Origin of the sequence: Sphingobium yanoikuyae (assembly GCF_013001025.1) — a bacterium.
Taxonomy (GTDB): domain Bacteria; phylum Pseudomonadota; class Alphaproteobacteria; order Sphingomonadales; family Sphingomonadaceae; genus Sphingobium; species Sphingobium yanoikuyae_A.
Window position 1 is genome coordinate 1,606,970 of sequence record NZ_CP053021.1, and the last position, 22,810, is coordinate 1,629,779.

The window sequence follows — 22,810 nt, forward strand, 5'->3', positions numbered from 1 at the left end:
AGTGTCAGAATTTGGCGGCGGCGCCGGGCTTGATCTCGAGGGTCACGCCCTCCTGGATCACCACGACAACGTCCTTGGCGGCGCCGACTTCGACGATGGGCCCCGCTTGCCGGGCGAGATCGAGGTAGAAGTCGGTGAGTTTGTCCGAGGACTTGGAAAGGCCCCCGGCGATGCCGGTCTTGGCGGCGTCCGCGGCATCGAGCGTGCGTACCGAGCCCAGCGCCGAGGTCGACGTGCTGCCGAAGGTGCTTTCGACCGATTGCGAAATGCCGCTGATGGTGCCGGCGATGAAAGCGCGGGCGAGCGTGGCACCGGCGCGGGTCACCACCTTGCCCGACAGGCCCTTCTTGCCGTCGGTATCGACGAAGAAGCCTTTGACGGGCTGATCGACCACCGAATGCTCGTCGAAATCGACGCAGGACAGCGAGACGAGCTGGATTTCCACCCGCTCCTTGGCGAGGCTGCCGGTGGCGTTGCCGATGACGAAACAGCCGGCAAGGTTCGCCTTGACCTCATTGGGCAGGACTGCGGGCGCCTGGACTCTCGCGATGATCGGCTCGGGATTGCTCGTGGCGTCCCGGCTCGCCAGCGCGTCGATCCCGGTCAGGAGCCGCGCCTTCATGAAACCAGGCGGTAAATAGATCGTCCGATTCTTTTTTTTAGACGACGCCGAGGCATCGGCGGTGCCCTGAGGCCCACCCGTGCGAATGACCGCACCCGTGGCCGAGCCGATCGCGCCGACCGTCTTCTCGACCGGCGGTGCGGGCGGCGCTACAGATACGGGAGCCGTCGGCGGTGCGGGCAATCTGTTGGCGTCCGCGGAAATGTCGCCCGTCTCGGGAGGATAGGGCAGGGCCGGAACGGTATCCGGCAGTGCAGGCGGCAGATCGCCATCGCTGCCCTGGTTACCCGCAGCCGCCTTGCTGCCGGGAACCACCTTGCCTTCCTCGATGGCGCTGACGCGGTCTCCGAGCAGTTGCTGGCCGTCGAGCACTTTCTTGAGGTCGCCGCGCAGCTTCACCTCGAGGCTGTCGCCGCGTAGGCCCGCGCCCATGTTAAGCGAAGCGGCGGGATCGGCGCTCTTCACCTCTTCCTCACGCCCCGAGGCCATGTAGAGCGCGAAACCGAGCGCACCGACGGCGGCGGCGACCGCGAACTGCCGCGCGCGCAGCTTCTGCTTCGCGGACAGCCGGTCCCACTGTGCTTTCCAGTCAGGAAGACCAAAGACCGCGCCAATCCCGGCACGAGCCAGCGCATCCTCGCCTTCGCGCGCGGCCTGTTCGGCCAGGTGCGCCTGGTAGGCCGAGTGCTGATCCGGCGCGCCCGCCGCCCTGTCGTCCGGCCCGTTCATTGAACCGCTCCCCGGCGTACGACCACGAGGCGGGCGGTTTCTCCGGCCGCCAGGCGCACCCGGTCGAGGGTGATCGCGAAGATACGCTCGCCGAGACCGGCATCGACCAGCTGGCGCTCGTCGAGAACGATGGGCGCGGCGGCCTGTAGCCGGTATTCCGAGGCGGAGAGCCCGGTGCCTTCGATGGCGATCCGGCGCTGCTCGGTCAGCGAAAGGGCGGGCAGAGACGCAAGCCGTATCGCCACGCCCGATGGCGCGACCTCGCTGAAAGTCGCCGGGACATGATCGTCGAGGAGCGCCATCGTCACCGAAACCGCGCGGTCCTCGTCGGCGAGCGCGGCAAGCAGATCGCTGTTCGCCTGCGCGCGCTGGCGGGCGCCCGGCACAAGCAGCACGGTCTGCGCCGGGATCTCGGCGGGCTCGGCATAGAGCGGATAGGTCGCGCCGTTGCAGGTGACGAAGAATTCCGCAGGCTGGGTCACATAGGTCCGCGTGACCTGGCCGGCGTCGTCGACCTCGCGGGTCAGGAACTTTATCCAGGCGTCCGCGCCGCCCTTCTCGACGGCGAGACCCTTCTCGGCCGAGAACTTGACGTCCTCGATCTCGCCGCCCTCGCATACGACATGATTGATGTCGCGGTTGGAGAGGCGGATATGGCTGGTCTGGTCCGGTAGAGCCTGGATACCCTGTGCCGATGCCGGCGCTGCCAGGAGCAGCAGGCAGAGCATCGGGGCGCGGCGCAGCGACGCGCAGGGGTCAGCGTGTTTCAGCATCGAACTGCTCCTCGGAAAGACGGGTCAGCCAGAAGCGGCCGTTCTCGATCCGGTAGCCGATCCGCAGAACGCCCCGGAATTTGCGGATCACGCCGCCGATGACGCGGACTTTCTCCACCGGCACGAGGATCTCGTGGGGCGTCCAGCGCACCGGCTGGTCACCCCGGATGTAGGTGGCGATCGACAGGGTCGGATTATCGGCCAGTTCGTCGAGCACGCCGTTCAGGCTGTCGCGCATCGCGCCATAGGCGGACGGATGGACAAGCCCGAGAAGCTCCTGGAACTGGCGGTCGGCCGAATAGGCCGACCAGGTTCCCGATAGCGCGACGATGTTGCGCGTCATCGCGACGAGATAAGCTTCGGACGGTTTGCTGCCCGAGACGTAGAGGTCACCGGACGCGCCAAAGGGAACGACCACGGTGCGCGCGTTCTGGTTGGTCGTGTAGATGACCGCTCCCAGCACGACCGTGACGCCAAACATGCCGACGACCGCGACCTTGAGCAGCCGGTTCTCCTCGAAGAGGTTGGCCGAACCCTGCAGATAGCGATGGATGCCGAAGCTCGCCGGTTTACCCAGCAGCGGATCTTCGGCCGCCCGCTTGCGTGAGAGGATACCCATCGCGCCTACTCGAAGAAACGGGTCTGGGTCGGACCCGGATAGTGGGGGAAGGAAACCAGGCCCCAGCGCCAGGCGAGGTGGGACAGGTAGCCCCTGGGCTTGCTTCGCTTCCACGGGATGAAAAGGAGAAGGGCGGCGATGAGTGCCCAGCCGACAAATCCGCCCACGATCGCGGCCACGAACACGCTCGAGGTCGCGAGCAGGAACTCGTCTGATCCGAACCACAGGATCTGGACCGGCCGATGCAGATATTGCGGAAGGCGCTCGTCCATGTGCCCTTCTCCTCCTGCTTCATGACACCTTGCGAAGGTGTCGGTTTCCGGGGGCCGACCATCGGCCCCCAGCACGGTGCCGGCGCGGGGCGGGCCTGGCGGATCAGCCAGGTGCGCTCCGCGCCCGGCGTCTCAGACGACCATCCCGAAAGTCTGGAGGATGGAATCCGCCTTGATCAGGCAGACGGCCGCGACGATGGTCGGGATGCCGATCATGATGTTCGAGAAGAGGCGCGAGACGCCGAACAGGAAGGCGGCGACGCCGCCTACGAAGCCCAGCGGGCCCTTCACGCCCTTGTTCACGACGATATCGTAGATGTCGTAGCCGAGATCGCCCTGGGCCGGCGCCGAGAAGGCATGGGCCGGGCCGGCGATCAGGGCCATCACGCCCAAAGGGAGGCCGATATTCGCCGCCGCGAGAGCCTTGTTACCGAATGTACGCATCATGGCATTGCTCCAAGAAGGAGCCGTCCGGACATTCGCCTGCCGGCATCGACTGGGATCGGTGTCGGCCGGGGCGTCGGTGGACGGCTCCATGAGCCCGCCGCCGCCGGCATCCTGGTTCACCCGCCCCGCCGGGATCGGCGCAGGCTGGATGCCCTCCGGAAAGAGATCGTCGCTTTGCGCGACGGTGCGTCTGAACTCAGCGCGGCGCATCGGTTGCGGCCTTCGCCAGGGCGGGCTTCGCGTGCCGGTCGAGGAACGCCTCGAGTTCGGCCTGCTGGAAGCCCGAGATGAGCTTGCCGTCCGCGATGAGGGTCGGCGTTCCCGAGACACCCACCCTGGCGACCAGTTCGGCATCGGCGGCGACCTTGTCATGGCCGGCCGCGCATTGGCGCAGAACCGGCGGGGTTTGGCCCGAATAGGCGGCCTTGAAGGCAGCCTCGCGATTGGGCGAGCACAGGATATGCTCTGCCTTGGCCGCTGCGGTCGGGTGGATGCCGCTCACGAAGAAGATGAGCCGCCGGACCGGCTTGCCTTCGGCTGCCTTGGCGTTCCAGTAGCGGTCGAGCGCCTGGCAGTAGGGGCAGTCGGGATCGGTGAACTCGATCACCGTCGGCGCGTCCACCGGACCGATCGCCAGGGCCTTGGCCGGATCGATCGCCTTCAGGCGCCGGCTTGCGCCCCGTTCCTGGGCAAGCGCCGTCAGGTTCACGCCATTACGATCGTAGACCGTGGCGAACAGAAGATGCTCGGTCTGCGGCGCGAAATAGATGATCTTGCCGCCTGCGGTGGCCTGATAGAGCGGTCCCTCGACCGGTGCGGGACCAAAGTCCTCGAAGCGCAGGTTGGTGAAGGTCTGGTGCAACTGCTGCTCGGCTTCAGCCTGCGCGTTGGCCAGCGGGTCACCGTGAGCCTGCGCTCGCGCAGCGTCTTGGGGCTGGGCCGCGACATGCTCCGGCTCACCGGCATGGGCGGGGGCAGCCGACATGAGCGCCAGCGCTGTGACACCAGCCACGCTTGGAAATAAACCCGGCCGCTTCGGCCATGTTGATTTCGCGAGCAGGCCTTCCCGCTGCGCCGTAGGGTGCCCGGTTTCGAGCACAGGAGCTAACCTGGCGGCCATCGCCAATTCACGAGGATTGTGGAACATTGGCACACGCCTCCTTCTTCCGGCGCGTGCGATTCCGCGCGCCGGCTTTCGTCATGCGGTTCTGGCTGGGAGCGTGGTTTGGGCTGCGCTCGCCTTCCCCGTGGTGATCGGATGGATGAAGGATGAAGCGAAGAAATAACCCGCACAATAGGCAGGGTACTGAGATGCCGGTTCGGAAATACAGTGCCGGAATCGGCACGTCAGTTCCGCTTTTCGTGCCCTGCGACGTCGATTTTACCGTCTTGTCTGTGGGAGCGCTGTCGCACGACGGTTCGCTTCGATTGCGAATCAGCCAGGGAGCCTCGGCATGAGGACTTCGAGAACATACAAGCTGCAGCTCTCAGGGCAGGGCATCGACCAGTTCCTCGCCTGCCATTGCCGGGTTGCACGCCTGGCGAAGGAATTCATCCCCTATGGCATGACCCTCTATGTCGCCATGAGTCTACTCGAAGCGAGCGACCCGGCCGATATCGCCGCCGAACTGGAATCCCCGATGTGCAATGCGCTCGGTGGTTCCTCGAACCGCTTCGTGGGGACGACGTCACACCTTGCCGATCTCGTTGAACAGGTTGGCATGCGCCTTGCCGATAGTGGCCACTGTGGTCGATCCATAGCGACATGGCGCCTTTATAATGCCGGGCTCAGTCTGCTGCTGAGTTCCGAGGACGGGGAGCTACAGGCCGCCTACCGAAGAGCGGCCCAGACCATTCCGGTCCGGCGATCGCGCTGATCCCTACTATCTGTAGGGCTTATTTGAATAATGCTTTCACCATGAAAGCGTTACTGGATTGACGTTTGGCGTAACGAACAACATTTTCCCCGAACTGGGCTGTGCACGGGAGCTTTGAGCCATTGGCAGGGAGTTCTTGTCATGCCGCTTCAGGCGATACCCACTGCACGCGATCCCTCGGTGCTTGCGACGATCAAGCTGATGTCGGGGAGACGGATAGAAATGCAACGGCGTACCGAAAAGATTACGCAGGAAGACTTCGCGGCCCGCGTCGGCATCGGCGCGCGCTGGCTGCGCGAGATCGAGGCCGGCAATCCAAAGTCGCGGCTCGACGATCACTTCCGCTGCGCGCATGCCCTGGGGCTTTCCACCGGGCATCTCGTTATTCCGCTGCTGTTCATGGAACATCAGCGGGTTTTTCCCCGCGGCCTACTCGAAGGAGACCTCTCAAAGCTCGAAACCGTCTGCATAGATGCCATTGCCCGGCACAACCTCGACACGCTCTCGCACCAGCTCTTCGCACGCGATGCCGACCAAACGCCCGACGACTGAACGATGATGTCGCCGGGAACGCGCCAGGGTGAGAAAGTCTATGCGGACCTTAAGGAAGCCGTGCTCTCGGGGCGCTATGCGTCCGACACGGAGCTGTCGATTGCGGCTATCGCCGACGATATCGGGACCAGCGGCTCGCCGGTCCGCGACGGCTTGCATCGTCTTTATGGTGAGCGGCTCCTGCAGATGGGCCCGCATCGGGGATTTAGAGTGCCCAGCTGGAATGCCGACGCGCTGCGGGACTGCTACACATGGCACGGTCATCTCATGCGCATGGCCATCAAGGCGATCGGACCAAAGGCGCTTCGGGAACCGGTGGCGCCCGAGGGATGGCTGACCGATTACAGTAATCCCGATCGCATCGTCGCGACCGCCGAGCGTATGTTTCTCACGCTGGCGAACAGGTCCTCTTCCAATGAGCTCGTGGCTGCTGTCGCCAACGCGGGTGAGCGTCTGCGCACTATCCGACTCGTCGAAACAGAGCGCTGGTCGGACTGCGCGGACGAGCTTGTCTCTGCCAATGTATTGGCAAGATTTGAGCCCGGAAGCAGGCTACTGGAGGCTATCTGGAACTACCACCGTCGCCGAATTCGGGCTGCGAATATGCTTTCTGAATCGCTAAAATCGCGGTTATAAAGCTGAAATCACTACATTAAATGACGGCCAATGCGTGCGAAAGATTATTTCATAATATAGTTCATTTATTAGTTTCACCATGAAAGCAAAAGTGGCTGAATATATTAGGGTTCCGGCATAGCCTTTCTGTCGCCACGAACAGTGTGGCGAATAGAAGGAGGCAAATATGGAACGCGAATATGAAACCACCGATGACCGTGTGGTCGAACTGGGTGTCGCCAGCGAGGTGACGAACGGCTTCGGCGGCTCGGGTGCCGACAATCCCGACCAGCAGCCCAATCCGGGAATCCTTGAGGGCTGAAATCAACTGTCTGTCCCGGTCTGCTGCACCGGGACAGACATTCTCGTTAGGTGCGAGGATGACCATCGTTCGCCTCAAGGCTGATGTCGGCTATTGCGAGCTCAACAGAAGCTTCATCTTTCTTGATGTGATGCGCGATCGCTATGTCTCGATCACGCCCGACTTGGAGGCGGCGTTTCGGCGCATTTGCGCTTCAGGCGAGGGTGTCGAGCCACATCTCGCTTTGTTACTGCTACAAACGGGCCTGTTCGAGGCCATTCCAAAAAACTTTGCCGCACAGCCATCGAGGAAGCTGATCACTCCTTCACGGGCGATCACGGTGCCAGACGTCTCCAAGGGCGCGACCTCTAAATTCATAGTCCATTGGGCCCGTGCGATATCATTGCTCGCCGTGTTCCATGGCTTCGCCAGGAGGAAATCGCTCAAGAACTCGATCGACTTGGCACGATCTCTGTCCAACCATCCCCTATTGCGCATAAAAAATGGTAATAAAGAAGCTCTTCTTACAGCATTTGGCTTCGCGACACTTCTGTTTCGAAGGAAAGATCGCTGCTTGCCGGACGCGCTGGCTTTGTTTAGCCTGCTTGCGGCGAGCGGCTATCCCGTCCAGATCACCTTTGGCGTTCGCCGCCTTCCATTTCAAGCACACTGCTGGGTACAACAGGACGACGTCGTCCTTGGGCAAGGCATTGAAAATGTGCAGGCTTTCTGCCCAATATTGGCTGTCGCATGAACACGGCGTTTTCAGTCGCTCTGCGTAGAGGCGCCTGCGAGCATCCGAACTCGAAAAATGAGCAAGTAGTTGACACTTGGGAGATTTCCGCGAGCGAAGATCTATCTGTTCAATGGCTTCGCCAAGATCAATGTCTGGTGATAGGCGACTGCTTCCCGTCACTAAGCGAGCGAGGTGACGTTAGTGAAGATCCGATCCAGACTGTACGCTCAATGGCGGAAACATATTGGGGTCGCTTCATTTTTATAGCGTGGAACCATTTGACAGGTGCAGTTACCATCTATCGTGATCCGTCCGGCATGGTCCCCTGTTATTATAGCTTCAACAGCGAAACCGTGGCCATCGGCACCGATGTTCGCTCACTTGATGCCATCGGGCTCAGACAGCACCGCATTGATTGGGACGAGATCGCAAATTCGCTCATAATGCCAAATTTGAGACGCCATCAAACATGCCTGAAAGGCATCTTCGAGGTTGCTCCCGGTGAGATGGTCGTCATAGATGGTGACCGCTCTTGCCGTGACCAGATATGGAATCCGGGCAATTTTATTGGGCGAAACCGACTATGTACTTTCGAGGAGGCCGCCGAACTGCTCGAAGCCACCATGATCCAAACACTGAAGACGTGGTGCGATCGATACGCCCACCCGCTGGTGTCCGTATCAGGCGGTTTCGACTCTTCGGCCGTAGCTGTCCTCGCAAACAAATTCGGATCGACGGAACTCCTGCACCTTTACACGAGATCACCTCTGGGCGATGAAAGGCGGTATGCCGCGATGCTTGCTGAGCATCTGGGCTGCGAGATGAGTATCTCTTTATGCCAGTCAGACGCTGTCACGGTCCAAAAGAATCTGTCTTCCGGGCGCCCGCGGCCATCTGCACGGGCATTCACACAGGTCTTTGATGAGATCTCCGCCGGCTATGCGACCAGGGTCGGAGCCAGCGCTCATTTCAGCGGAGGCGGTGGAGACAATGTCTTTGGAAAATTGCACTCTGCCTATCCGTTGGCGGATCGATATCGAAGGAACGGATTTGGAAGAGACCTGATTTCGACCGCCCTTGATGTTTGTCACACCACTGGAGCCTCAATGCCAGCAGTATTGGGCCAGGCGCTACGTGGACTGAAACCTACTTCAATTCCCGAAGCGTGGAGTGTGCGGACCGATTTGCTGACCCCGAAAGTCAAGGCGACTATCAGCCAGGAACCGCATCCTTGGCTAGTTCGCTGTCGAAATGTCATGCCTGGCGAGTGGCAACTTGTCCGGAATATTGCTCGTGCCACGGCCTTGACCGACCATCTCAACATTGAAGGCGACTTGCCGACAATCTGTCCGCTTCTATCTCAGCCGATAGTCGAACAATGCTTGTCGTTTCCTACCTGGTATTGGTTGTCAGGGGGAAGAGACAGGGCACTCGCACGGGCCGCTTTGCGCGCATATCTTCCGGCGTCGATCCTTGACCGAAGAGGAAAAGGTGCATTCACTGGGCTATTGGCTGAGATTCTGCACAACAATTGGGACCGGATTTACGACGACCTTAAAGAAGGGCTTCTAGCGCAGCATGGCTTACTCGACATTGCCGCAGTCGGCGAGGTTGGGGCACAAAGCGCCGATTCAAGTAGGATATTCACTGTTCTGTATATCCACGAAACCGAAATGTGGTGCCGAAACTGGCACTGATTGCAGATCGCTCACCATTCTGGAAGGCCAATTTTCCGAGTGAGCCATTCTATATTCCTTTGATAAATGGTCAATCGATGCGCGGGCCATATCTTGATGTGCCCTTCGTCAGGATAAACGTACATCTCGATTGGCCAACCCTGGTGACGCAATTCGCGATATGTACCTAAGGCCATCCTGTACTCCGCAGATGACGCTTGAATGAGGAGGGGGACCGCTTTCGCACGAGGCGCATCAGACAACGAATCGAGTTCCCAGAATTCCCGATCTCCGCGCCGAGTGGAGGGATAGCCGCCCTTGATGTAGTGATCATCGAGAGCCACGCCTGCGATTTCAAATCCGAATGGCCCTTCGCAACATGTGCTTAGAATGGCTGCGGAAAACAGCGGAGAATTTGCCAGCGCGAACGTGGCGGTAACCGCGCCGTCGCTCAATCCCGTGATCGCGACGCGTTCGGGATCAACTATGCCGGCATCAACCAGCCTGTGGATGATTGTTTCGATGGAAGAAAGGTTACTCCTGCGATCGGCGAACCCCTTGTTGTTATACTGGTCAAACTCCGTCCCGGTACGCGGTGCGCCGCTCAGCGCGAACCACGGGGGCCGATTGAAGCTCAATACGGCGAAACCGCGTGCAGCAAGTGCTTGAATAGGATATTCGTCCCCGGTTCCTCCGCGCAGGAAGCCCCTAGATTCATATTGCACGATTACAAGCGGAAGCCGGTGATCATGTCGATAACCCGGCGGCAGTACGAGATCTCCGAAGGTGCTGATCCCAAAGGCGTTCGACCATTCCAGACGCTGAATAATTCCTAAAAGGCGTCTAGAGAATTCCGGATTGGGATCGAATATTCGGTGGCGCGTCCCATCGCCAATTGAGATTGCGATGACGGACCGAGGTTTGGTGGCCGTCTCTTCCGCGCAGAACAGATTGTTGCCAGTCAGTTCGCAGCCGAAAATCGCATCGGCCGTACTGAGCAATGCGCGCGGAGATGTTTCGCCGGGTTTCCACGTATAAAATTCGGTACGACTATCGGCCACGCCCGCGCGGCGCTCGAAAACCAATGTCCGACCGTTGCCCGACCACCAAACGCCATGGACATTCGTGCATACAGCATTGTCGCAGCCGATCACCCGTCCATTCATGCGAACATTCAGTGTCGGTTTACTACCATGGGCATTCACCAACGGTGCCGACCACGCAACTTTGTCGTGGTAAGATGCGTAGGCAACAGCCTTTTCGGGCCATTCTGTCGTCGAAGCAAGCCGCTGTCCTTCATCGGACGGAAATGGAATCGCTTTGCCATGCGCTGAATCTATGGCGCGCTCCACGAGCGGAACGTCTGCGGCAATAAGTGGACGGTCGCTGTATAAGGGGCGAAATCGCTCGTCGTACAGATACCCGGTCCGCCCCTCGTTCTTGATCTTCTCCAAGGCTTCGATCCGTCCGGGGCGACTGGAATAAAGAAGTGCCGAACCATCAGATGACCAGGCAAGAGCCTCAATATCGACCGGGGTTGTCATGAGCCGCCTGATGGAACGGTCCTGCAGGTCGAACCGCCATAGTTCCGAATGATCGGGGAACGACTTGGTATAGGCCAGCGATTGCCCATCGGGCGACCATCGGAATAGGGGGCTTTTCGGCAGGCCCTGGGGGACCTCCGCCGCTCCATAAGCCGTGCTATAGGTGGCAACGATCTCGCCACCGGAATCGATTACGAACGGTTTTCGGCGTGCATCCGTGGGAACGAGAACGACCGCCGTGCAATAGCTGTTGGCAACAGGATCGGCCTGACGAATTTGAAGTGCCAGTAGTTTGCCATCTGGCGCAAGCTTGAAAGGCTGAGAGGCGATGGCAACACCAAACCCCCCAAAATCCCTGAGGCGCAGAAGGTCATCCGGTGTAACTGACTGCTTTCTTGCCGCAGGTTCAACGGCGGTGCGTGGTAATTGACAGGCAGTATCTTGTGATTTGGCACTAACAGGAAACGGGAGCACCAGCAGCGCGCAGCCAACATAGCCCGCCAGACGGAAAAGCTTCATGTCGAGAAACTCGCAAAGAGGGGCGGTTCGATGCCGCCCTATTTTCACCAATCTTTGGAAACCGTCAGGCTAATGAAGCGTCCGATCGGCGAGAAATTGGTCGAATCGTAACTCACATAGTCGAGGCTATTGCTCGTCGGTGCGGCATAAGGTGGACGTCGATTGAGTAGGTTTTGGATATTGAACAGCAGACTTGCCTGGGTGAGGACGCCGGACTGTTCCGGAAATCTGTATCGGATAGAGGTGTCGAACGTCGTCTGCGACGCGACCTTCGCTATGGTGGTCGAACGGGTATCTTCCAGCCTGCTGACGTGATTGACATAGAACATCGAGGTGAGGCTTCCATCCGTCCAGCCGATGCTTGCGCGTGCTTTGAAGCGCGGCGGATTGAAGATGATACCAGCCATGTCGACATATGCGCTGGTTGATGACAACTTTTGCTTTGACCACAACCAGGCGCCATTGGCGTTAAGTAGGAGAGAAGAGGCATCACCGGTCGAGATTTTGTAATCGACCGTGAGATCTATGCCGTCAATTTTCTGTCTGGCAGCATTCATGTAACTGTTATTTAGAATGGCGACGACGTTATTAAGTCCGTCTGCGCCCGCATAATTATAGTATAAGTCGGCATCCGACACCGTTTGATTGATAAGCTCCTCGCTGGGGCTGTACGTGACGTATTGGGCGTACGCGGCATTCGATAGTGCCTGATAAACCGCCGTTCCAGCTAGAGGTTGGACGACTCGATCCTTATATTTGACGTTGAAATACGTCGCATGGATATCCAGGTTGCTGATAAACTCAGGATGGAACACCAGCGAGGCAGACCACGAAGTTGCCTTCTCAGGTTTGAGGTCCGGATTACCTCCAGAGGCGATGAGCAAGGTCGAGCCGGTCGGGAAGCGCTGTCCCCCGAAAGTCGCTGCCGGATACAATTGAGCGTAGGTAGCCGAGCGCAACTCGTTGAGCGAGGGAACCTTGAAAGATTTCCCCCAAGTCCCTTTCACGTCGATAGATGGCGAAATTCCGTACAAGAAGCCAAATTTTGGCACGGCAACTGCACCAATTCCTGGATAGCGTTCGTATCTCACGGCAGCGTTCGCCGACAGGCGGTAGATAAGGTTGCTCCCTTGACCAGGTTCAACAAAAGGCAATGAAAGTTCGGAAAATCCGTAGTAACTCTCGGCTGATCCCCGGGAGTCGGCTCTTGTGGCTGAATACCGAACCGACGTAAGATGATTATATCGATATCCGGCCCCGAACACGAGGTCGACGGGGTTTGACAGTAGTCCAAATATTTTTCCGGAGGTAAACGTCTCTACATTGGCCAGTTTATTGCAATAGCATCCTCTGATGTGGCTGGTCTGGGTGCTATTATAAAGTCCAATCTGGTCAAACTTGGTGTCGCTCTGTCCGTATGTCCCCATGAGATTAAAGCGCCACTCAGGCGCTATCGCGATATTGACAGACGGGGAAATCGAGTATGACGTCGTTCTCGGGCGATTTTCGTAGACATAGCCGGAGACGAGGCCCATTGTCTGGAAAGATTTCCTATGGCTATAGGTAGCGTCGATTACGAACTCTGCGGAATCCGAGATAGATTGCTGGCCTGAAAGCACTGCATTCGTCTGAATTATCTTCGGATATAACGTGTTGTTGACTGGCATGTATTTGGTATAGGCGCGCTGATCGCTATAAATTGCGGAATTGTAATCGTGACTGACCGCTGCCAAAATGCCGCCGCGTTGCCACTTTTTTCCCGCAACCAGGCTGTACTGTTGCTGAAAATCGCCACCCGAAGTTGCGCTGCCTAATCGCGCCGACAATGAAGCGCCATCATAATCACGCTTGAGGATTACATTAATGACGCCGCCGACAGCATCGGACCCGTAAATTGCTGAGGCTCCATCGGGAACAACGTCAATTCGGTTTATGGCAGCCAGCGGGATAGCATCTATATCTACCGCTTGCACAGTAGACCCATAGGAAAGACGATGGCCGTTAAGCAGTGTGAGTGTCGCATCCCCGCCAAGACCTCGGAGATTCGGCGACGAGCCCGAGGTGGCGTTGATCCCGCCTCGGCTCGTGACCCCTCTTAATACACCCGGGTTCTGTCCGCTGCCAAAATTTTGAGGAAGGGCGCGCAGCGCCTCTCCAAGATCCGCTTGGCCAGCCAATTGAATGGAATCCGCGCTAAGCCTGATTGTTGAGGAAGATGTTTCCCCAGATTGGATGCGTGATCCTGTGACAATGATGTCGTCACCGTTTCCCGCAGTTCTCGCGCTGGCTGACGCTTCGACAGCCCTCACGATCAATGCGCCTTCAACAACTTCGGCAATCAGACCGGTGCCTTTCAGCAATCGCTTGGCAGCTTCCGCGGGTAAGAAGTGACCCTTGAGGGGTTTTGAAGTTTTACCGCGCAGGGGATCAGCTGGAGCTGAGAACTCTAGGCCGCTTTGCCGTGCGATTGCTCGTAACGCGTCCGTAAGGGACTGAGCCGGTAAGTTGAAATTCAATACCTTGTCGGCTTGCGCTAGTGCAGGTGTGGCGCCGATTAACGCGCAAGCGCAAACACCGACGAAAAAGCCGTTACGAACCACTCGCATTTCATCCCCCATTGCCTGGATGGCGCGTTGCGTGACGCGCATACAAAGCTTGACGGGAGAAATTCAGCGGCGAGCATTCCGCCGATTATTTTGTCAGTACGAGCCTGTTCGAGGCCTGGTTTTCAACGGTAAGGCCGAGCGCGCGGGCAAGATGCTTCGCCACACTTTCGGGATTGCGGATATGCAGTTCTGCACTTACCCGCATTGCGGCAATTTCTGGAGAAGCTGCCTCCAACTTGACGTCGGAATAGAGGTTCACCTCAGCGAGGATCACACTAACGGCCTCATCGTCGTAGCTCTTCACGCCGGTTGTCCATTGCTCGTCGTTGGCCGGCGCCGGTTCGGTGACAGCATTGCCGGATACCGTGGGTGTGCCAGAGTAGCGTATCCGTTCGCCTGGTTGAAGGTAGCTCTTCGCTGCCGGTGCCGATGGCTTGCGTGTCTCGCACGGTGGAGTGACTGCGACCCGTCCTTCGTACAACACCACATTCATCTGGCAATGTGCACGCCGTTCTACACCGAACCGCGTGCCGAGCGCTGTGGTGGTGCCGCCATCAGCGGTGACGGTGAAAGGGCGCGAAGCGTCATGAGCAACGGCGAAGATGGCGCGGCCGTGATCGAGCGTGACGTCCCGGCGCTCTTCATGCAACCAGACAAGCAAGCGGCTATCGGTATCGAGCGTTACGACCGACCCATCGGCAAGCGTGATCGTTCTCACCTCGCCTTTCCGGGTGGTAAAGATCTGTGGCGCATCATCGGTTTTCGCGCCTGACGATGCAATTGGGGGCAGAGTGGAGGGCGAACGCACATTCTGGCCCGGCACGAAATGCGCTCCCAACAGCAGGATGGCGGCCAGCGAAGCTGCGATCGCCAACTTTGCCCAGGGCACGCGTGGGCGGTTCTCTTGTGGACTTCTGTCGTGGCGCTCGTGAACATTCACGGATGCGGGATCAACGACGTCCGAGATCGCGGCATAGGCAATGTCGAATTCCGCCTTGTGTTCGGGCGACTGAGCGCACCAATGCATTGCGGCAGAGCGCAGCGCGGGATCCGTGTGAACCTCCATCGCCCAGCGCCGTGCCTGTTGCTTGACAGTGAGCGAGCCCGGCTCTTCGTCGGTCATCGGCTTTCCATCCTGTCCAGCAGATGGTCCAGCACCTTGAATATCTTCCTCTTCACCGCCCACTCATTCAGTCCCTTAAGCCGACCGATTTCGCGAAAGCTATATCCTTCCACACGGTTTAGCAGAAATAGTTCGCAGTCGAAGGGGTCCAGTGCTTCCAGCAATTGCTCGCAAAAGGCGATGTCGTCACGCGCTGTGAGGATGCGGAGCGGGTCGAACGGGGTCGGGAGATCTTCAGCATCGGACAAGGGGCTTTTCAGATTATCGACGCGCGTTGACGACAGATCGGCCCGGTCGCGCAGCAAGTTCGTGGCGATCCGGCGTAGGTAGGCCTGCGGTGTCGTAAGCATTTTTGCGGTGCCGCTCCGGAGGAAACGGAAGAAGGTTTCCTGAGCGAGCTCGTCCGCTTCTGCATGGGGTACCGAGTTGCGGTGGAAATAGCGGACCAGCCACCGGGTCTCCTCGCGGTACAGCCGGACGATCACATCATCGCCGCGATCTTCGAATTCCTGACCCGCATCGGTAGCGGCGTGGCCTTCACCGGGCATGACGGACATTTCGGTTCGAGAGGCCGCGCGGATTCCCGGTCGAATAAGGGCACGTCGCCAGCGCGGCGCTCGCGCCGCTGTGTTTTCCCGTCTGTCGTCTTGGCTCCATGCGTCGCACCTATGTCCACTCGGGGCGACGGCCGAAGCCGGATGTTGGAAACCTGTCTCGCGGCAGGCGCATGCGCCTTTACCGTAACCGGCTGGACATACGCGCATGCCACCCGGCCCAAAAATCGACCGAGTCTGCGAGATAAAGAGGTTTCCACGCCCCACTTCCGGATTTCACGGAAGCGAGGCCATTTGCACATGGAAGCCGTTGAGTGGCAAGAGGGAATTGACACCAGGTGCAATCAACAACGCCCTGCGCAGGGATCGAACGCCCGTCCGGCTGGCAGTTGGCGATCTATCCGTGAACGAGGATCACACGTTCGCACGTTCATGCGCAGCGGACCTCAGCAAGCGATGTGCGTCGGTATACGGCAGTGCAGAACGGTGGGAATGAATGCCAGGAGAACACACGATAATCAGTGGAGCTCTCACTGATCCTGCCGTGAATGCGGTGTCGGGAAGCTCGTCAGTTTTTCAAAATATCTCCCAGCTCATCCATAATGTGATCCATCCGGCACCGGGTCCTGTCCGATAGCGAAACAAGGCTTCGCCTCCGGTCGTCTGGATCGGCCTTACGGTCCAACATGCCCGCATCGATCATCTCCACCGTGCGGCGGAAGGCCGTCGCGGTTGAAAGCCCGGATGTCGCGGCGAGTGCCTTGAACCCCTCCCTCATTCCCTGCTCCCTCGCGCGATAGAGATCGATCACCATGAGCCATTCGGGCCATTGCCGCCTTTCGAGCCCGAGCTTGAGCTCAGCCAGGCGGTGCTGCTGCTTGAGCGCTTCGCAGATGCGCTGTCGCTGATCCATGGCGCTTACCCAGCCCTGGCCCGGAGCGGATCGTCGACCGGCATGAGCCCCGACCGATAATTGGCGATCAGCGCCTCCTGATCCGGGCGTAGCATGTCGATTGCGCCGACTGGGCCGTTCTCCGCTTCATCCAGCAGTAGCGAGGGGCAGCGGCCCTCGTAAGTGCCGAGGTTGGGCCGATGGGCGCGGTAGCCCGCAAGGCCCATCACATCGCGCGGCAGTGTCCGGGCAACATGTGGCGGATAGGCAAGCCACGGCAACTCATAAGGCTTGAGCCATCCGAGGCTGTAACTGATGATCATCCCACGCCGCGGCATCGCAGTCACGTTGGCCCCGCCTGCATGTAGGGTGGATCCGAGGAACAGCAGGGCATCACCCGGCTCCATTTCTGCAGGAACCGCCTCCTCCATGCCGATGAATATTTCGTCCTGGCGCCGGTGACTGCCAGGCCATACCAGCGTTGCGCCATTCTCGGCCGTGTAAGCGGAAAACGGCCACATGACGTTGAGAAGATATTCGACGCCGGGCGCATGGATGGGCCACATGTCCTGGTCCCGGTGTGGCGGCTGGGCGAGACCGCCCGGTTCGATCTCGATCGCCTGGGTGAGGTTGAGCTGGATCGTATCGCACCAGGGCCGGAGAATTCGCTCGGCAACGCCATGGATCAGGGGATCGAGAACGAAACCGGCAGTGCGCGGCGAACGGTGCAGAAGCCCATGAAATCGCCGCGTCGTCTCGCCGTAGAAGGGCCCCTGCGAGAGCGGTGTGGTTTCGAAACCGGCCCGCAGATCATCGCCCAGCTTTTCGACCAGAAGCCGCGGCGCGGCACCGCGGACGATGCAGTAGCCGTCCCGGTCGAGCTGATCGCCATAGTGCGCGATGTCCTGCTGCAGGCTGTCGATAGCAATGAGGGTCATGACTATCTCCCTTCAGGCGGCTTCGCGATCGATCGCGGCGGTGGGAAGGATGCGCATCGGAACGTGGGTTCCGGCCGCCCGCAGCTTGTCAGGCGTGTCGGCATCGATTTCGATGAGGAGGGCGCCGGTCGGCAGACCCGAGATCATCTGCGGTATACCCAGTGGCCGAACCGTCCAGCCCAGCGAGAGGATCTGGCTGAGCCAGCTGGAATCGGCAACGCAGCTATACCCTGCAATGCCGCGCTGGAGGGCGAACTGAACCACGGCTGTCGCGAGCGCGTTGCGGACTTCCAGCCTCCTGGCGGCCCGCAGGCCGCGCGAAAGGCATAGCCGGCTCAGTTCGAAGATTTGCGGGCCAACGGGCACGCTTGCGTCGCATAGCGAAGGAAAGATCGTCCCCAGCACATGCGGACGGTTGGTGTGCAACAAGCGGATGGATCCCTGATGGGCGCCGCCGTCGTCGCTGGCGACGATGTAGATCGCGTGGTCATCATCGAACTGGTCGATTTCGAACGCTTCGGCGACCACCGGGACGTCCCAGCCTAGCAGGTCCACGAACACCCGCTTGCGCGCATGATGCATGGCGTCGAGAACCGGGTTGGCGCCCGGTGGTTCGTGTCCTTCGAAAATCCGGATCATGGTGATGCTCCCTGTCTGGCCGGAATCGGCAGAGAGCATCATCGGTGTGAGGGACACCGCGAGTCTGTACCCGGAACTGGGACTTGATCAGTGCATCGACAACAACTCGGGGTACGTGACGATGCCGTCGAACAGGGCGCGGGCGATGAGGTTGTTGCGCTGGATATTCCCATAGGCCCGCATGATCCGCTTGGCATATTCATGCGTCGTATGTTCCGAGAGATGCAGGATGTCGGCGATCTCGCCATAGGTCTTGCCGCGCCCGAGCAGGATCAACACTTCCCGCTCTCGGGGTTTGAGCTTGGGCGGCGCGGGGAGTTCAAGACCTGCCCGGAGCCTTACGACGCGCCGCATCGCTTCAAAGGCAAAGGACACCGCGAAGAAGGCGGCAGGCATCGCCTCGGATGGCACTGTGTCGAGCCGGGACGTGGCGAACGTGCAGCTTCCGGCATATTCGCCCGGGAGGTGCATCGGTACCGTATAACCGCCGCGCAGGTTCCGCTTCGCACCCTGTTCGAAGATGTAGCGCTGACGCGGCGTGAGCGTTTCCAGCATCCGGGGGTTGGGCCAGAGGAAGCCGGTGTTTCGCCCGTCGCACGAGATCTGGACCGGGTCGTCGAGGAAATATTGCCCGGTGATGATCTCATTCAGCCAGTCGCTGTCGTAATTGGTGAGGCCATAAGCGCCGACCGGCGGGTGCAGCAGATCGACATGATGGCTGATCGCGAATCGGTCGAATCCCAAAACGAATGTCAGGCGTTCAAGGGCTTCATAGACCCGGTTATCGTCTGACGTCTCCCCCAGAATACTGACTATCTGCTTGTAGTCGTCCCTGTCGAACATCGTATGCCTCCTTAATTCATGTTCGGAAATTTCCTTTCAGGCATCCATTGGTCGCGCCATGTTCGGCGTTATGTTTGAGGGCGAACGTAATATTTTCGGCGTCTCGCGAAGTGGAGCGGGAGGAGGAAGACAGATGATCTGTAGTTTTCCTCATTCTCAGCGTGGAGCCCGCCATGCCCACACAAAAAATCCTGACCGCGTTTCGCGAACTTCTTCGTCGTGCGCGTGGTGCGCATGCCCGTTGGCAACGCAAGCGGCAGCTTGTGCGCCATACCCGCAAGCTTGAAGCGATACTGCGCGAAGAGCCGCCCTATGTCGCCGAGGCCGTCGACCTGTTTTTCCGCCAGAAACAGCCTGTCCCGGTCATTGCCGAGACACTCGGCATCGACGCCGAAGAGGTCCGGGACGCGCTTCTTCGTATTGTCGAACACTTCGAAGCGGATGTGCATTGATATGTCCATCTGCTTTCCGGGTTCTGGAGCAAGGCTCAGCCAATCCGCCGGACCAGCGTATCGCGCAACGAAGCCCGTGATTGTGGATTGTCCAGCCCCCGGCCCGTAGAGCGCGCAGTGGATTGGAGAGATGAGCATCATTTCAGCCACCCCGCCTTGCGAAAGCTCACGATCCCCCGGCGCGCGACAACGAGATGATCGTGCACGACGATACCGAAGCACCGGGCCGCGTCCGCGATCTTCTCCGTAACATCCCGATCGGCTCGCGACGGTACGGGCGACCCTGAGGGATGATTATGTGCGAGCAGGATAGCCGTGGCATCCAGTTCAAGGCACCGCTTGAGTATCTCACGTGGCCAGACCTGGACACCGGAAACCGACCCGACGCCCATGATCTCGTCGGCGATCAGTTCGTTGTTCGCGTTGAGGAACAGCACGCAAAAATGCTCCGCCCGCTCATAGGCTATTTTGCCGCGCAGATAGGCGTGGACGGTCCGATCACTCGACAATATCGGTCGCTCGGCCAAAGGTGCCCGCAGCACCTGCTCCACGACGCGCTGGAAGCAGCGGAATGTTCGCTCGACATCCATGGCGTGGTCGAGCAGCTCGATCCGCTCAGCCGGACAGGCCGCCAGCGCACCACCCAGTGACCCGAACCGGGTGAAGAGACGATCGGCCAGTTCGCGGGCCCGGTCGGGCCGGGTGAGCCCGATCAGCTCTTCCAGGGCGCGTCGGCACCCCGGCGCTTCAGCCGGTCCTGATGACGCCATGTCGCGGCGATCAGGACGATCTGCGCCAGCCAGCTCCATACCGCTATCGCATGCATGTAAGCGCGCGGCACGACATTAGGCACAGTCTGCAGCATGACATGGACGATGACCTCGTCCGCCAACATGGCTGCGACCCACATCGGCCAGAAGCGATTGCTCCGAAGGGATAGCCATAGGAATATTCCCAGGATAGCCAGGTCGGTCAGAAGAATACCTGTCTCGACGTGCTCAAAGCGGTGAATGGCGGGCGATGCAGCCAGAACGCTGAGACCCGCGCCTCCAAGGAGGGTTGCCGCCCCGATCTGCTCGGGACGGCCCCCTTTCACGAATGCATAGCCGCTGCTGACGACCAGTAGAGCGGAGAACAGGATTTGTCTCGTCATGACCCATGGCAACATGATTTGTGAAAGCTCGTCAAACACGACGCGGGCGATCATACCGCCCGCAGGTGCTGGCTGGCGGGCTCCGAGATAGCGCCCCTGACCTTGAGCAGGTCGCCATAGCTCACCTCGGTCAGGCCCATGTCGTCGCTGGCCCGTTTGAGATTGGCGTGGGTCGCGACGATCCTTTCGCGCGTTTCGGCCATAAGCACCATGGCTGAGGCGGAACTGGCAAAGGCGTCCTGGCCGATGGCCGCCGATAGACGGGCATCCAGGCGAGCCAGGGGGAGGGCCGCATTCAGTTCGGCAATCCGGGCGGCAGCGATATCGAGGGCCGCTTCAGCGGCGAAGAGACGTTCAGCGACGTTTCGGGCGATGGTCTGGCGTTGAGCGCGCATGGTTGCTCCTTCCCATCCTCACGGACAGGTTCAAGAATATGGTTTTTGGGATAGATGCTGCCGTACTGGCTCACGAGAGTGTTGAGCGCCGAGAGCAGCGACACTGCGGAACCTATGATGACGAGCAACGCCGCCATCAGGAACACAAAGATGATCAGCGTATAAGATCCGGTCAGGTCATTGTCTTGCCTCCCTGCTGTACGGACGGGAGCCAGATCACGCAGGGCGCGTAACGAGCGAGCGCGGTTTCCATTGGCCAAAGGCCGTTGTTCCTCCGCGAAGCTGTCGACTGCCTGTGCTACTTGCGTCTGTGTGTCCGTAGGTTCGTCAACACCCACATCAGGGCAGGAATCGCGGTTCTCGCCTAGGGGCAATAAATGAGGGGGCAAAAAATGTTGGAATTCTGATGGGGCATTTTGTGCCTCCCAGGCCACGAACATCTGGGCTGCGACCCTGCGGGAAACCCCGCCCAATATCTGGCGCGCCTCGAATATGAGATTGTTCACGGTGCTGGGCGACAGACCCAAAATCAGGCCGATTTCCTTGGCGGAATAGCTCTTTGCCGCCTCGCGCAGACAGTCGCCATGCCGCCGGCTGAGAAGCTTCATCTTGTCCGAATGGTCTGTAACCAAGGGCATTTCCCGTCGCCCTCCTCGGGCAATATGAAGTCGCACCTTTCCTGCTGCGCGTCGTATCCGATCTTCCGGCTATGCCTGCCGGTAACGGTGTCGAATTCGATCACATGCCGCTTCAGACTATACCTCTCCGATCCGCCTGGTGACAGGTCAAACAGGCGATTGGTCAAGGGAATCAACGATATGTAGCCTTAAGGCAACGGTAGACGGTTAAAATCTATTAACCCGGTTCGTACCGGCGACGACTCGCTTTTTCACCCCGACGCCAATCCGAGTCGGGCGCGAGCGGGATGCGGCGAAAGGGAGGGGGAGGGCGAATGGCGAACGAAACGAGGTATCGTCGTGCGAAGCTCCCACTGGATATCGCCCGTTGCCGACATCCGCATATCCCCCGCCCATGTAGGGAGCGAGCACCATGGCCCCAGCACCTGACCTCGAGATCGAGGGTGAACGGTTGTGCCGACGGCTTAGCGGCAGATGGACGAATGGGCAGGGGCTCTGCCTGTGTCCTGCCCATAACGATCACGATCCGAGCCTGTCCATCCGCGTCGGCCGCCGCGCCCTGCTGTTCAAATGCTTTGCGGGCTGTGACACGATCGCCGTCCTCCATGCGATCCGACGGCTGCATCTGCCTCTTCCCCGCCCGGCTCCCGATGTTCCATTATCGCGCTCGAACCAGACCGCACCGCGACCGGGGCCAGCCTTGCGCCTCTGGGATGCATCTGCTCCACTCATCGGGACGCCCGCCGACACCTATCTGTCCGGGCGCCTGCTCCAGCCGCCGTGGCATGACCTGCGCTTTAACGCGCGCACACCGCTCGGACGCGGTCGCGACGTGGTATTCCGCCCGGCGCTCATCGCCGCGGTGCGCGAGAGGCACCGGATCGTCGCTGTCCATCGGTCCTTCCTCGATCCGGTGTCATTCACTCTCGCGAACGACCTGACCGATGCTCGCATGATGCTGGGACGACCCGGTCGCGGCGCGGTCCAGCTGGCCCCCGCAAACGACATTCTGGGTCTCGCCGAAGGGATCGAGACCGCGCTTGCTGCCATGCGGCTGCACCGGCTTCCGGTCTGGGCCACGCTCGGCGCCGAGCGCGCCGGGCATATTCTCCTGCCCGACAGTCTCGAACGACTCGTACTCCTGTTCGACAGGGATGGGCCCGGGTGGTCCGCGCACCAGCGCGCTTTGGAAGCCTATGCCCGGCCTGACCTGGAGATTCGCAGCGCCTGGCCGCCTGCAGGGTATAACGACTGGGCCGATGTGCTCGCCGCCCGGCTGCGCGCGGCCTGAGGGG

The 22,810-nt window shown here is 59.9% G+C and carries 27 protein-coding genes; 9 read left to right on the forward strand and 18 right to left on the reverse strand.

What is annotated here, in order from left to right:
* Nucleotides 1-4: 4 nt before the first annotated feature.
* The 6 genes from HH800_RS08120 to HH800_RS08145 all read right to left on the reverse strand — a co-directional run bounded on the left by HH800_RS08120 (nucleotide 5) and on the right by HH800_RS08145 (nucleotide 4,447).
* Nucleotides 5-1,351, reverse strand: coding sequence for a TraB/VirB10 family protein (locus tag HH800_RS08120; RefSeq protein WP_159365846.1), 1,347 nt, complete (start codon nucleotides 1,349-1,351; stop codon nucleotides 5-7).
* Nucleotides 1,348-2,124 (reverse strand): type-F conjugative transfer system secretin TraK, encoded by a 777-nt coding sequence (locus HH800_RS08125; protein ID WP_159365847.1) that lies wholly within the window; start codon nucleotides 2,122-2,124, stop codon nucleotides 1,348-1,350. The genes HH800_RS08120 and HH800_RS08125 overlap by 4 nt, the downstream gene beginning before the upstream one ends.
* The gene (locus HH800_RS08130; protein ID WP_159365848.1) at nucleotides 2,108-2,743 is read right to left on the reverse strand and encodes a TraE/TraK family type IV conjugative transfer system protein; all 636 of its coding nucleotides are present in this window, start codon (nucleotides 2,741-2,743) and stop codon (nucleotides 2,108-2,110) included. Before HH800_RS08130 ends, HH800_RS08125 begins: the two co-directional genes overlap by 17 nt.
* Before the next feature lie 5 nt (nucleotides 2,744-2,748).
* Complete coding sequence (locus HH800_RS08135) at nucleotides 2,749-3,015, reverse strand: type IV conjugative transfer system protein TraL (RefSeq protein WP_008827576.1); 267 nt, start codon at nucleotides 3,013-3,015, stop codon at nucleotides 2,749-2,751.
* 132 nt (nucleotides 3,016-3,147) lie between these two features.
* Nucleotides 3,148-3,462 (reverse strand): hypothetical protein, encoded by a 315-nt coding sequence (locus HH800_RS08140; RefSeq protein ID WP_029547519.1) that lies wholly within the window; start codon nucleotides 3,460-3,462, stop codon nucleotides 3,148-3,150.
* A 196-nt stretch (nucleotides 3,463-3,658) separates the two neighbouring features.
* Nucleotides 3,659-4,447, reverse strand: a complete 789-nt coding sequence (locus HH800_RS08145; RefSeq protein WP_223178404.1) for a DsbC family protein — start codon at nucleotides 4,445-4,447, stop codon at nucleotides 3,659-3,661.
* Here HH800_RS08145 and HH800_RS08150 point away from each other — a divergent pair.
* The 7 genes from HH800_RS08150 to HH800_RS08180 all read left to right on the forward strand — a co-directional run bounded on the left by HH800_RS08150 (nucleotide 4,446) and on the right by HH800_RS08180 (nucleotide 9,240).
* Nucleotides 4,446-4,748 (forward strand): hypothetical protein, encoded by a 303-nt coding sequence (locus HH800_RS08150; RefSeq protein ID WP_169859719.1) that lies wholly within the window; start codon nucleotides 4,446-4,448, stop codon nucleotides 4,746-4,748. The two genes, HH800_RS08145 and HH800_RS08150, sit on opposite strands and share 2 nt — an antisense overlap.
* A 168-nt stretch (nucleotides 4,749-4,916) precedes the next feature.
* Nucleotides 4,917-5,339 (forward strand): hypothetical protein, encoded by a 423-nt coding sequence (locus HH800_RS08155; RefSeq protein WP_159365851.1) that lies wholly within the window; start codon nucleotides 4,917-4,919, stop codon nucleotides 5,337-5,339.
* Between the two features lie 141 nt (nucleotides 5,340-5,480).
* The gene (locus HH800_RS08160) at nucleotides 5,481-5,891 is read left to right on the forward strand and encodes a helix-turn-helix domain-containing protein (RefSeq protein WP_159365852.1); all 411 of its coding nucleotides are present in this window, start codon (nucleotides 5,481-5,483) and stop codon (nucleotides 5,889-5,891) included.
* Between the two features lie 3 nt (nucleotides 5,892-5,894).
* Complete coding sequence (locus HH800_RS08165) at nucleotides 5,895-6,527, forward strand: GntR family transcriptional regulator (RefSeq protein WP_234893135.1); 633 nt, start codon at nucleotides 5,895-5,897, stop codon at nucleotides 6,525-6,527.
* Nucleotides 6,528-6,693: 166 nt separating this feature from the next.
* A complete protein-coding gene (locus HH800_RS08170; protein ID WP_146037182.1) occupies nucleotides 6,694-6,828 on the forward strand; it encodes a benenodin family lasso peptide in 135 nt (44 codons plus the stop codon).
* 58 nt (nucleotides 6,829-6,886) lie between these two features.
* Complete coding sequence (locus HH800_RS08175) at nucleotides 6,887-7,561, forward strand: lasso peptide biosynthesis B2 protein (RefSeq protein WP_169860747.1); 675 nt, start codon at nucleotides 6,887-6,889, stop codon at nucleotides 7,559-7,561.
* Complete coding sequence (locus HH800_RS08180; RefSeq protein WP_159365854.1) at nucleotides 7,558-9,240, forward strand: asparagine synthase-related protein; 1,683 nt, start codon at nucleotides 7,558-7,560, stop codon at nucleotides 9,238-9,240. The genes HH800_RS08175 and HH800_RS08180 overlap by 4 nt, the downstream gene beginning before the upstream one ends.
* A gap of 11 nt (nucleotides 9,241-9,251) precedes the next feature.
* On the opposite strand, the gene HH800_RS08185 is transcribed toward HH800_RS08180, so the two are convergent.
* From HH800_RS08185 to HH800_RS08220, 8 genes are all read right to left on the reverse strand, one after another.
* Complete coding sequence (locus tag HH800_RS08185; protein WP_159365855.1) at nucleotides 9,252-11,282, reverse strand: Atxe2 family lasso peptide isopeptidase; 2,031 nt, start codon at nucleotides 11,280-11,282, stop codon at nucleotides 9,252-9,254.
* 44 nt (nucleotides 11,283-11,326) lie between these two features.
* Complete coding sequence (locus HH800_RS08190) at nucleotides 11,327-13,930, reverse strand: TonB-dependent receptor plug domain-containing protein (protein ID WP_235682053.1); 2,604 nt, start codon at nucleotides 13,928-13,930, stop codon at nucleotides 11,327-11,329.
* A 43-nt stretch (nucleotides 13,931-13,973) separates the two neighbouring features.
* The gene (locus tag HH800_RS08195; RefSeq protein WP_159365857.1) at nucleotides 13,974-15,011 is read right to left on the reverse strand and encodes a FecR family protein; all 1,038 of its coding nucleotides are present in this window, start codon (nucleotides 15,009-15,011) and stop codon (nucleotides 13,974-13,976) included.
* Nucleotides 15,008-15,568, reverse strand: coding sequence for an RNA polymerase sigma factor (locus HH800_RS08200; RefSeq protein ID WP_234893136.1), 561 nt, complete (start codon nucleotides 15,566-15,568; stop codon nucleotides 15,008-15,010). The genes HH800_RS08195 and HH800_RS08200 overlap by 4 nt, the downstream gene beginning before the upstream one ends.
* A gap of 565 nt (nucleotides 15,569-16,133) precedes the next feature.
* Nucleotides 16,134-16,478, reverse strand: coding sequence for a MarR family transcriptional regulator (locus HH800_RS08205; protein WP_159365858.1), 345 nt, complete (start codon nucleotides 16,476-16,478; stop codon nucleotides 16,134-16,136).
* Between the two features lie 5 nt (nucleotides 16,479-16,483).
* Entirely contained in the window at nucleotides 16,484-17,395 is a 912-nt protein-coding gene (locus tag HH800_RS08210; protein WP_159365859.1) for a phytanoyl-CoA dioxygenase family protein, read from the reverse strand.
* A 12-nt stretch (nucleotides 17,396-17,407) separates the two neighbouring features.
* A complete protein-coding gene (locus HH800_RS08215; RefSeq protein WP_159365860.1) occupies nucleotides 17,408-18,034 on the reverse strand; it encodes an acyl-homoserine-lactone synthase in 627 nt (208 codons plus the stop codon).
* A gap of 87 nt (nucleotides 18,035-18,121) precedes the next feature.
* Complete coding sequence (locus tag HH800_RS08220; protein ID WP_159365861.1) at nucleotides 18,122-18,877, reverse strand: helix-turn-helix transcriptional regulator; 756 nt, start codon at nucleotides 18,875-18,877, stop codon at nucleotides 18,122-18,124.
* Nucleotides 18,878-19,050: 173 nt separating this feature from the next.
* On the opposite strand from HH800_RS08220, the gene HH800_RS08225 reads away from it, so the two are divergent.
* Nucleotides 19,051-19,329, forward strand: coding sequence for a hypothetical protein (locus HH800_RS08225; protein ID WP_159365862.1), 279 nt, complete (start codon nucleotides 19,051-19,053; stop codon nucleotides 19,327-19,329).
* A 137-nt stretch (nucleotides 19,330-19,466) separates the two neighbouring features.
* Here the strand turns inward: HH800_RS08225 and HH800_RS08230 are convergent, their stop codons facing one another.
* From HH800_RS08230 to HH800_RS08245, 4 genes are read right to left on the reverse strand one after another with little or no spacing between them, the layout of a single operon-like run.
* Complete coding sequence (locus tag HH800_RS08230) at nucleotides 19,467-20,099, reverse strand: JAB domain-containing protein (RefSeq protein ID WP_159365863.1); 633 nt, start codon at nucleotides 20,097-20,099, stop codon at nucleotides 19,467-19,469.
* Entirely contained in the window at nucleotides 20,042-20,536 is a 495-nt protein-coding gene (locus tag HH800_RS08235; protein ID WP_234893137.1) for a hypothetical protein, read from the reverse strand. Before HH800_RS08235 ends, HH800_RS08230 begins: the two co-directional genes overlap by 58 nt.
* Nucleotides 20,533-20,877 carry a hypothetical protein gene (locus HH800_RS08240; RefSeq protein WP_159365864.1) on the reverse strand — a complete coding sequence of 115 codons (345 nt, stop codon included), beginning with the start codon at nucleotides 20,875-20,877 and terminating at the stop codon, nucleotides 20,533-20,535. Before HH800_RS08240 ends, HH800_RS08235 begins: the two co-directional genes overlap by 4 nt.
* Nucleotides 20,778-21,485: a LuxR C-terminal-related transcriptional regulator gene (locus HH800_RS08245; RefSeq protein ID WP_169860748.1), complete on the reverse strand. Its 708-nt coding sequence runs from the start codon at nucleotides 21,483-21,485 to the stop codon at nucleotides 20,778-20,780. Before HH800_RS08245 ends, HH800_RS08240 begins: the two co-directional genes overlap by 100 nt.
* Before the next feature lie 442 nt (nucleotides 21,486-21,927).
* Between HH800_RS08245 and HH800_RS08250 the strand changes: the two genes are divergently transcribed.
* Nucleotides 21,928-22,806 (forward strand): DUF7146 domain-containing protein, encoded by an 879-nt coding sequence (locus HH800_RS08250; RefSeq protein WP_169860749.1) that lies wholly within the window; start codon nucleotides 21,928-21,930, stop codon nucleotides 22,804-22,806.
* Nucleotides 22,807-22,810 lie beyond the last annotated feature (4 nt).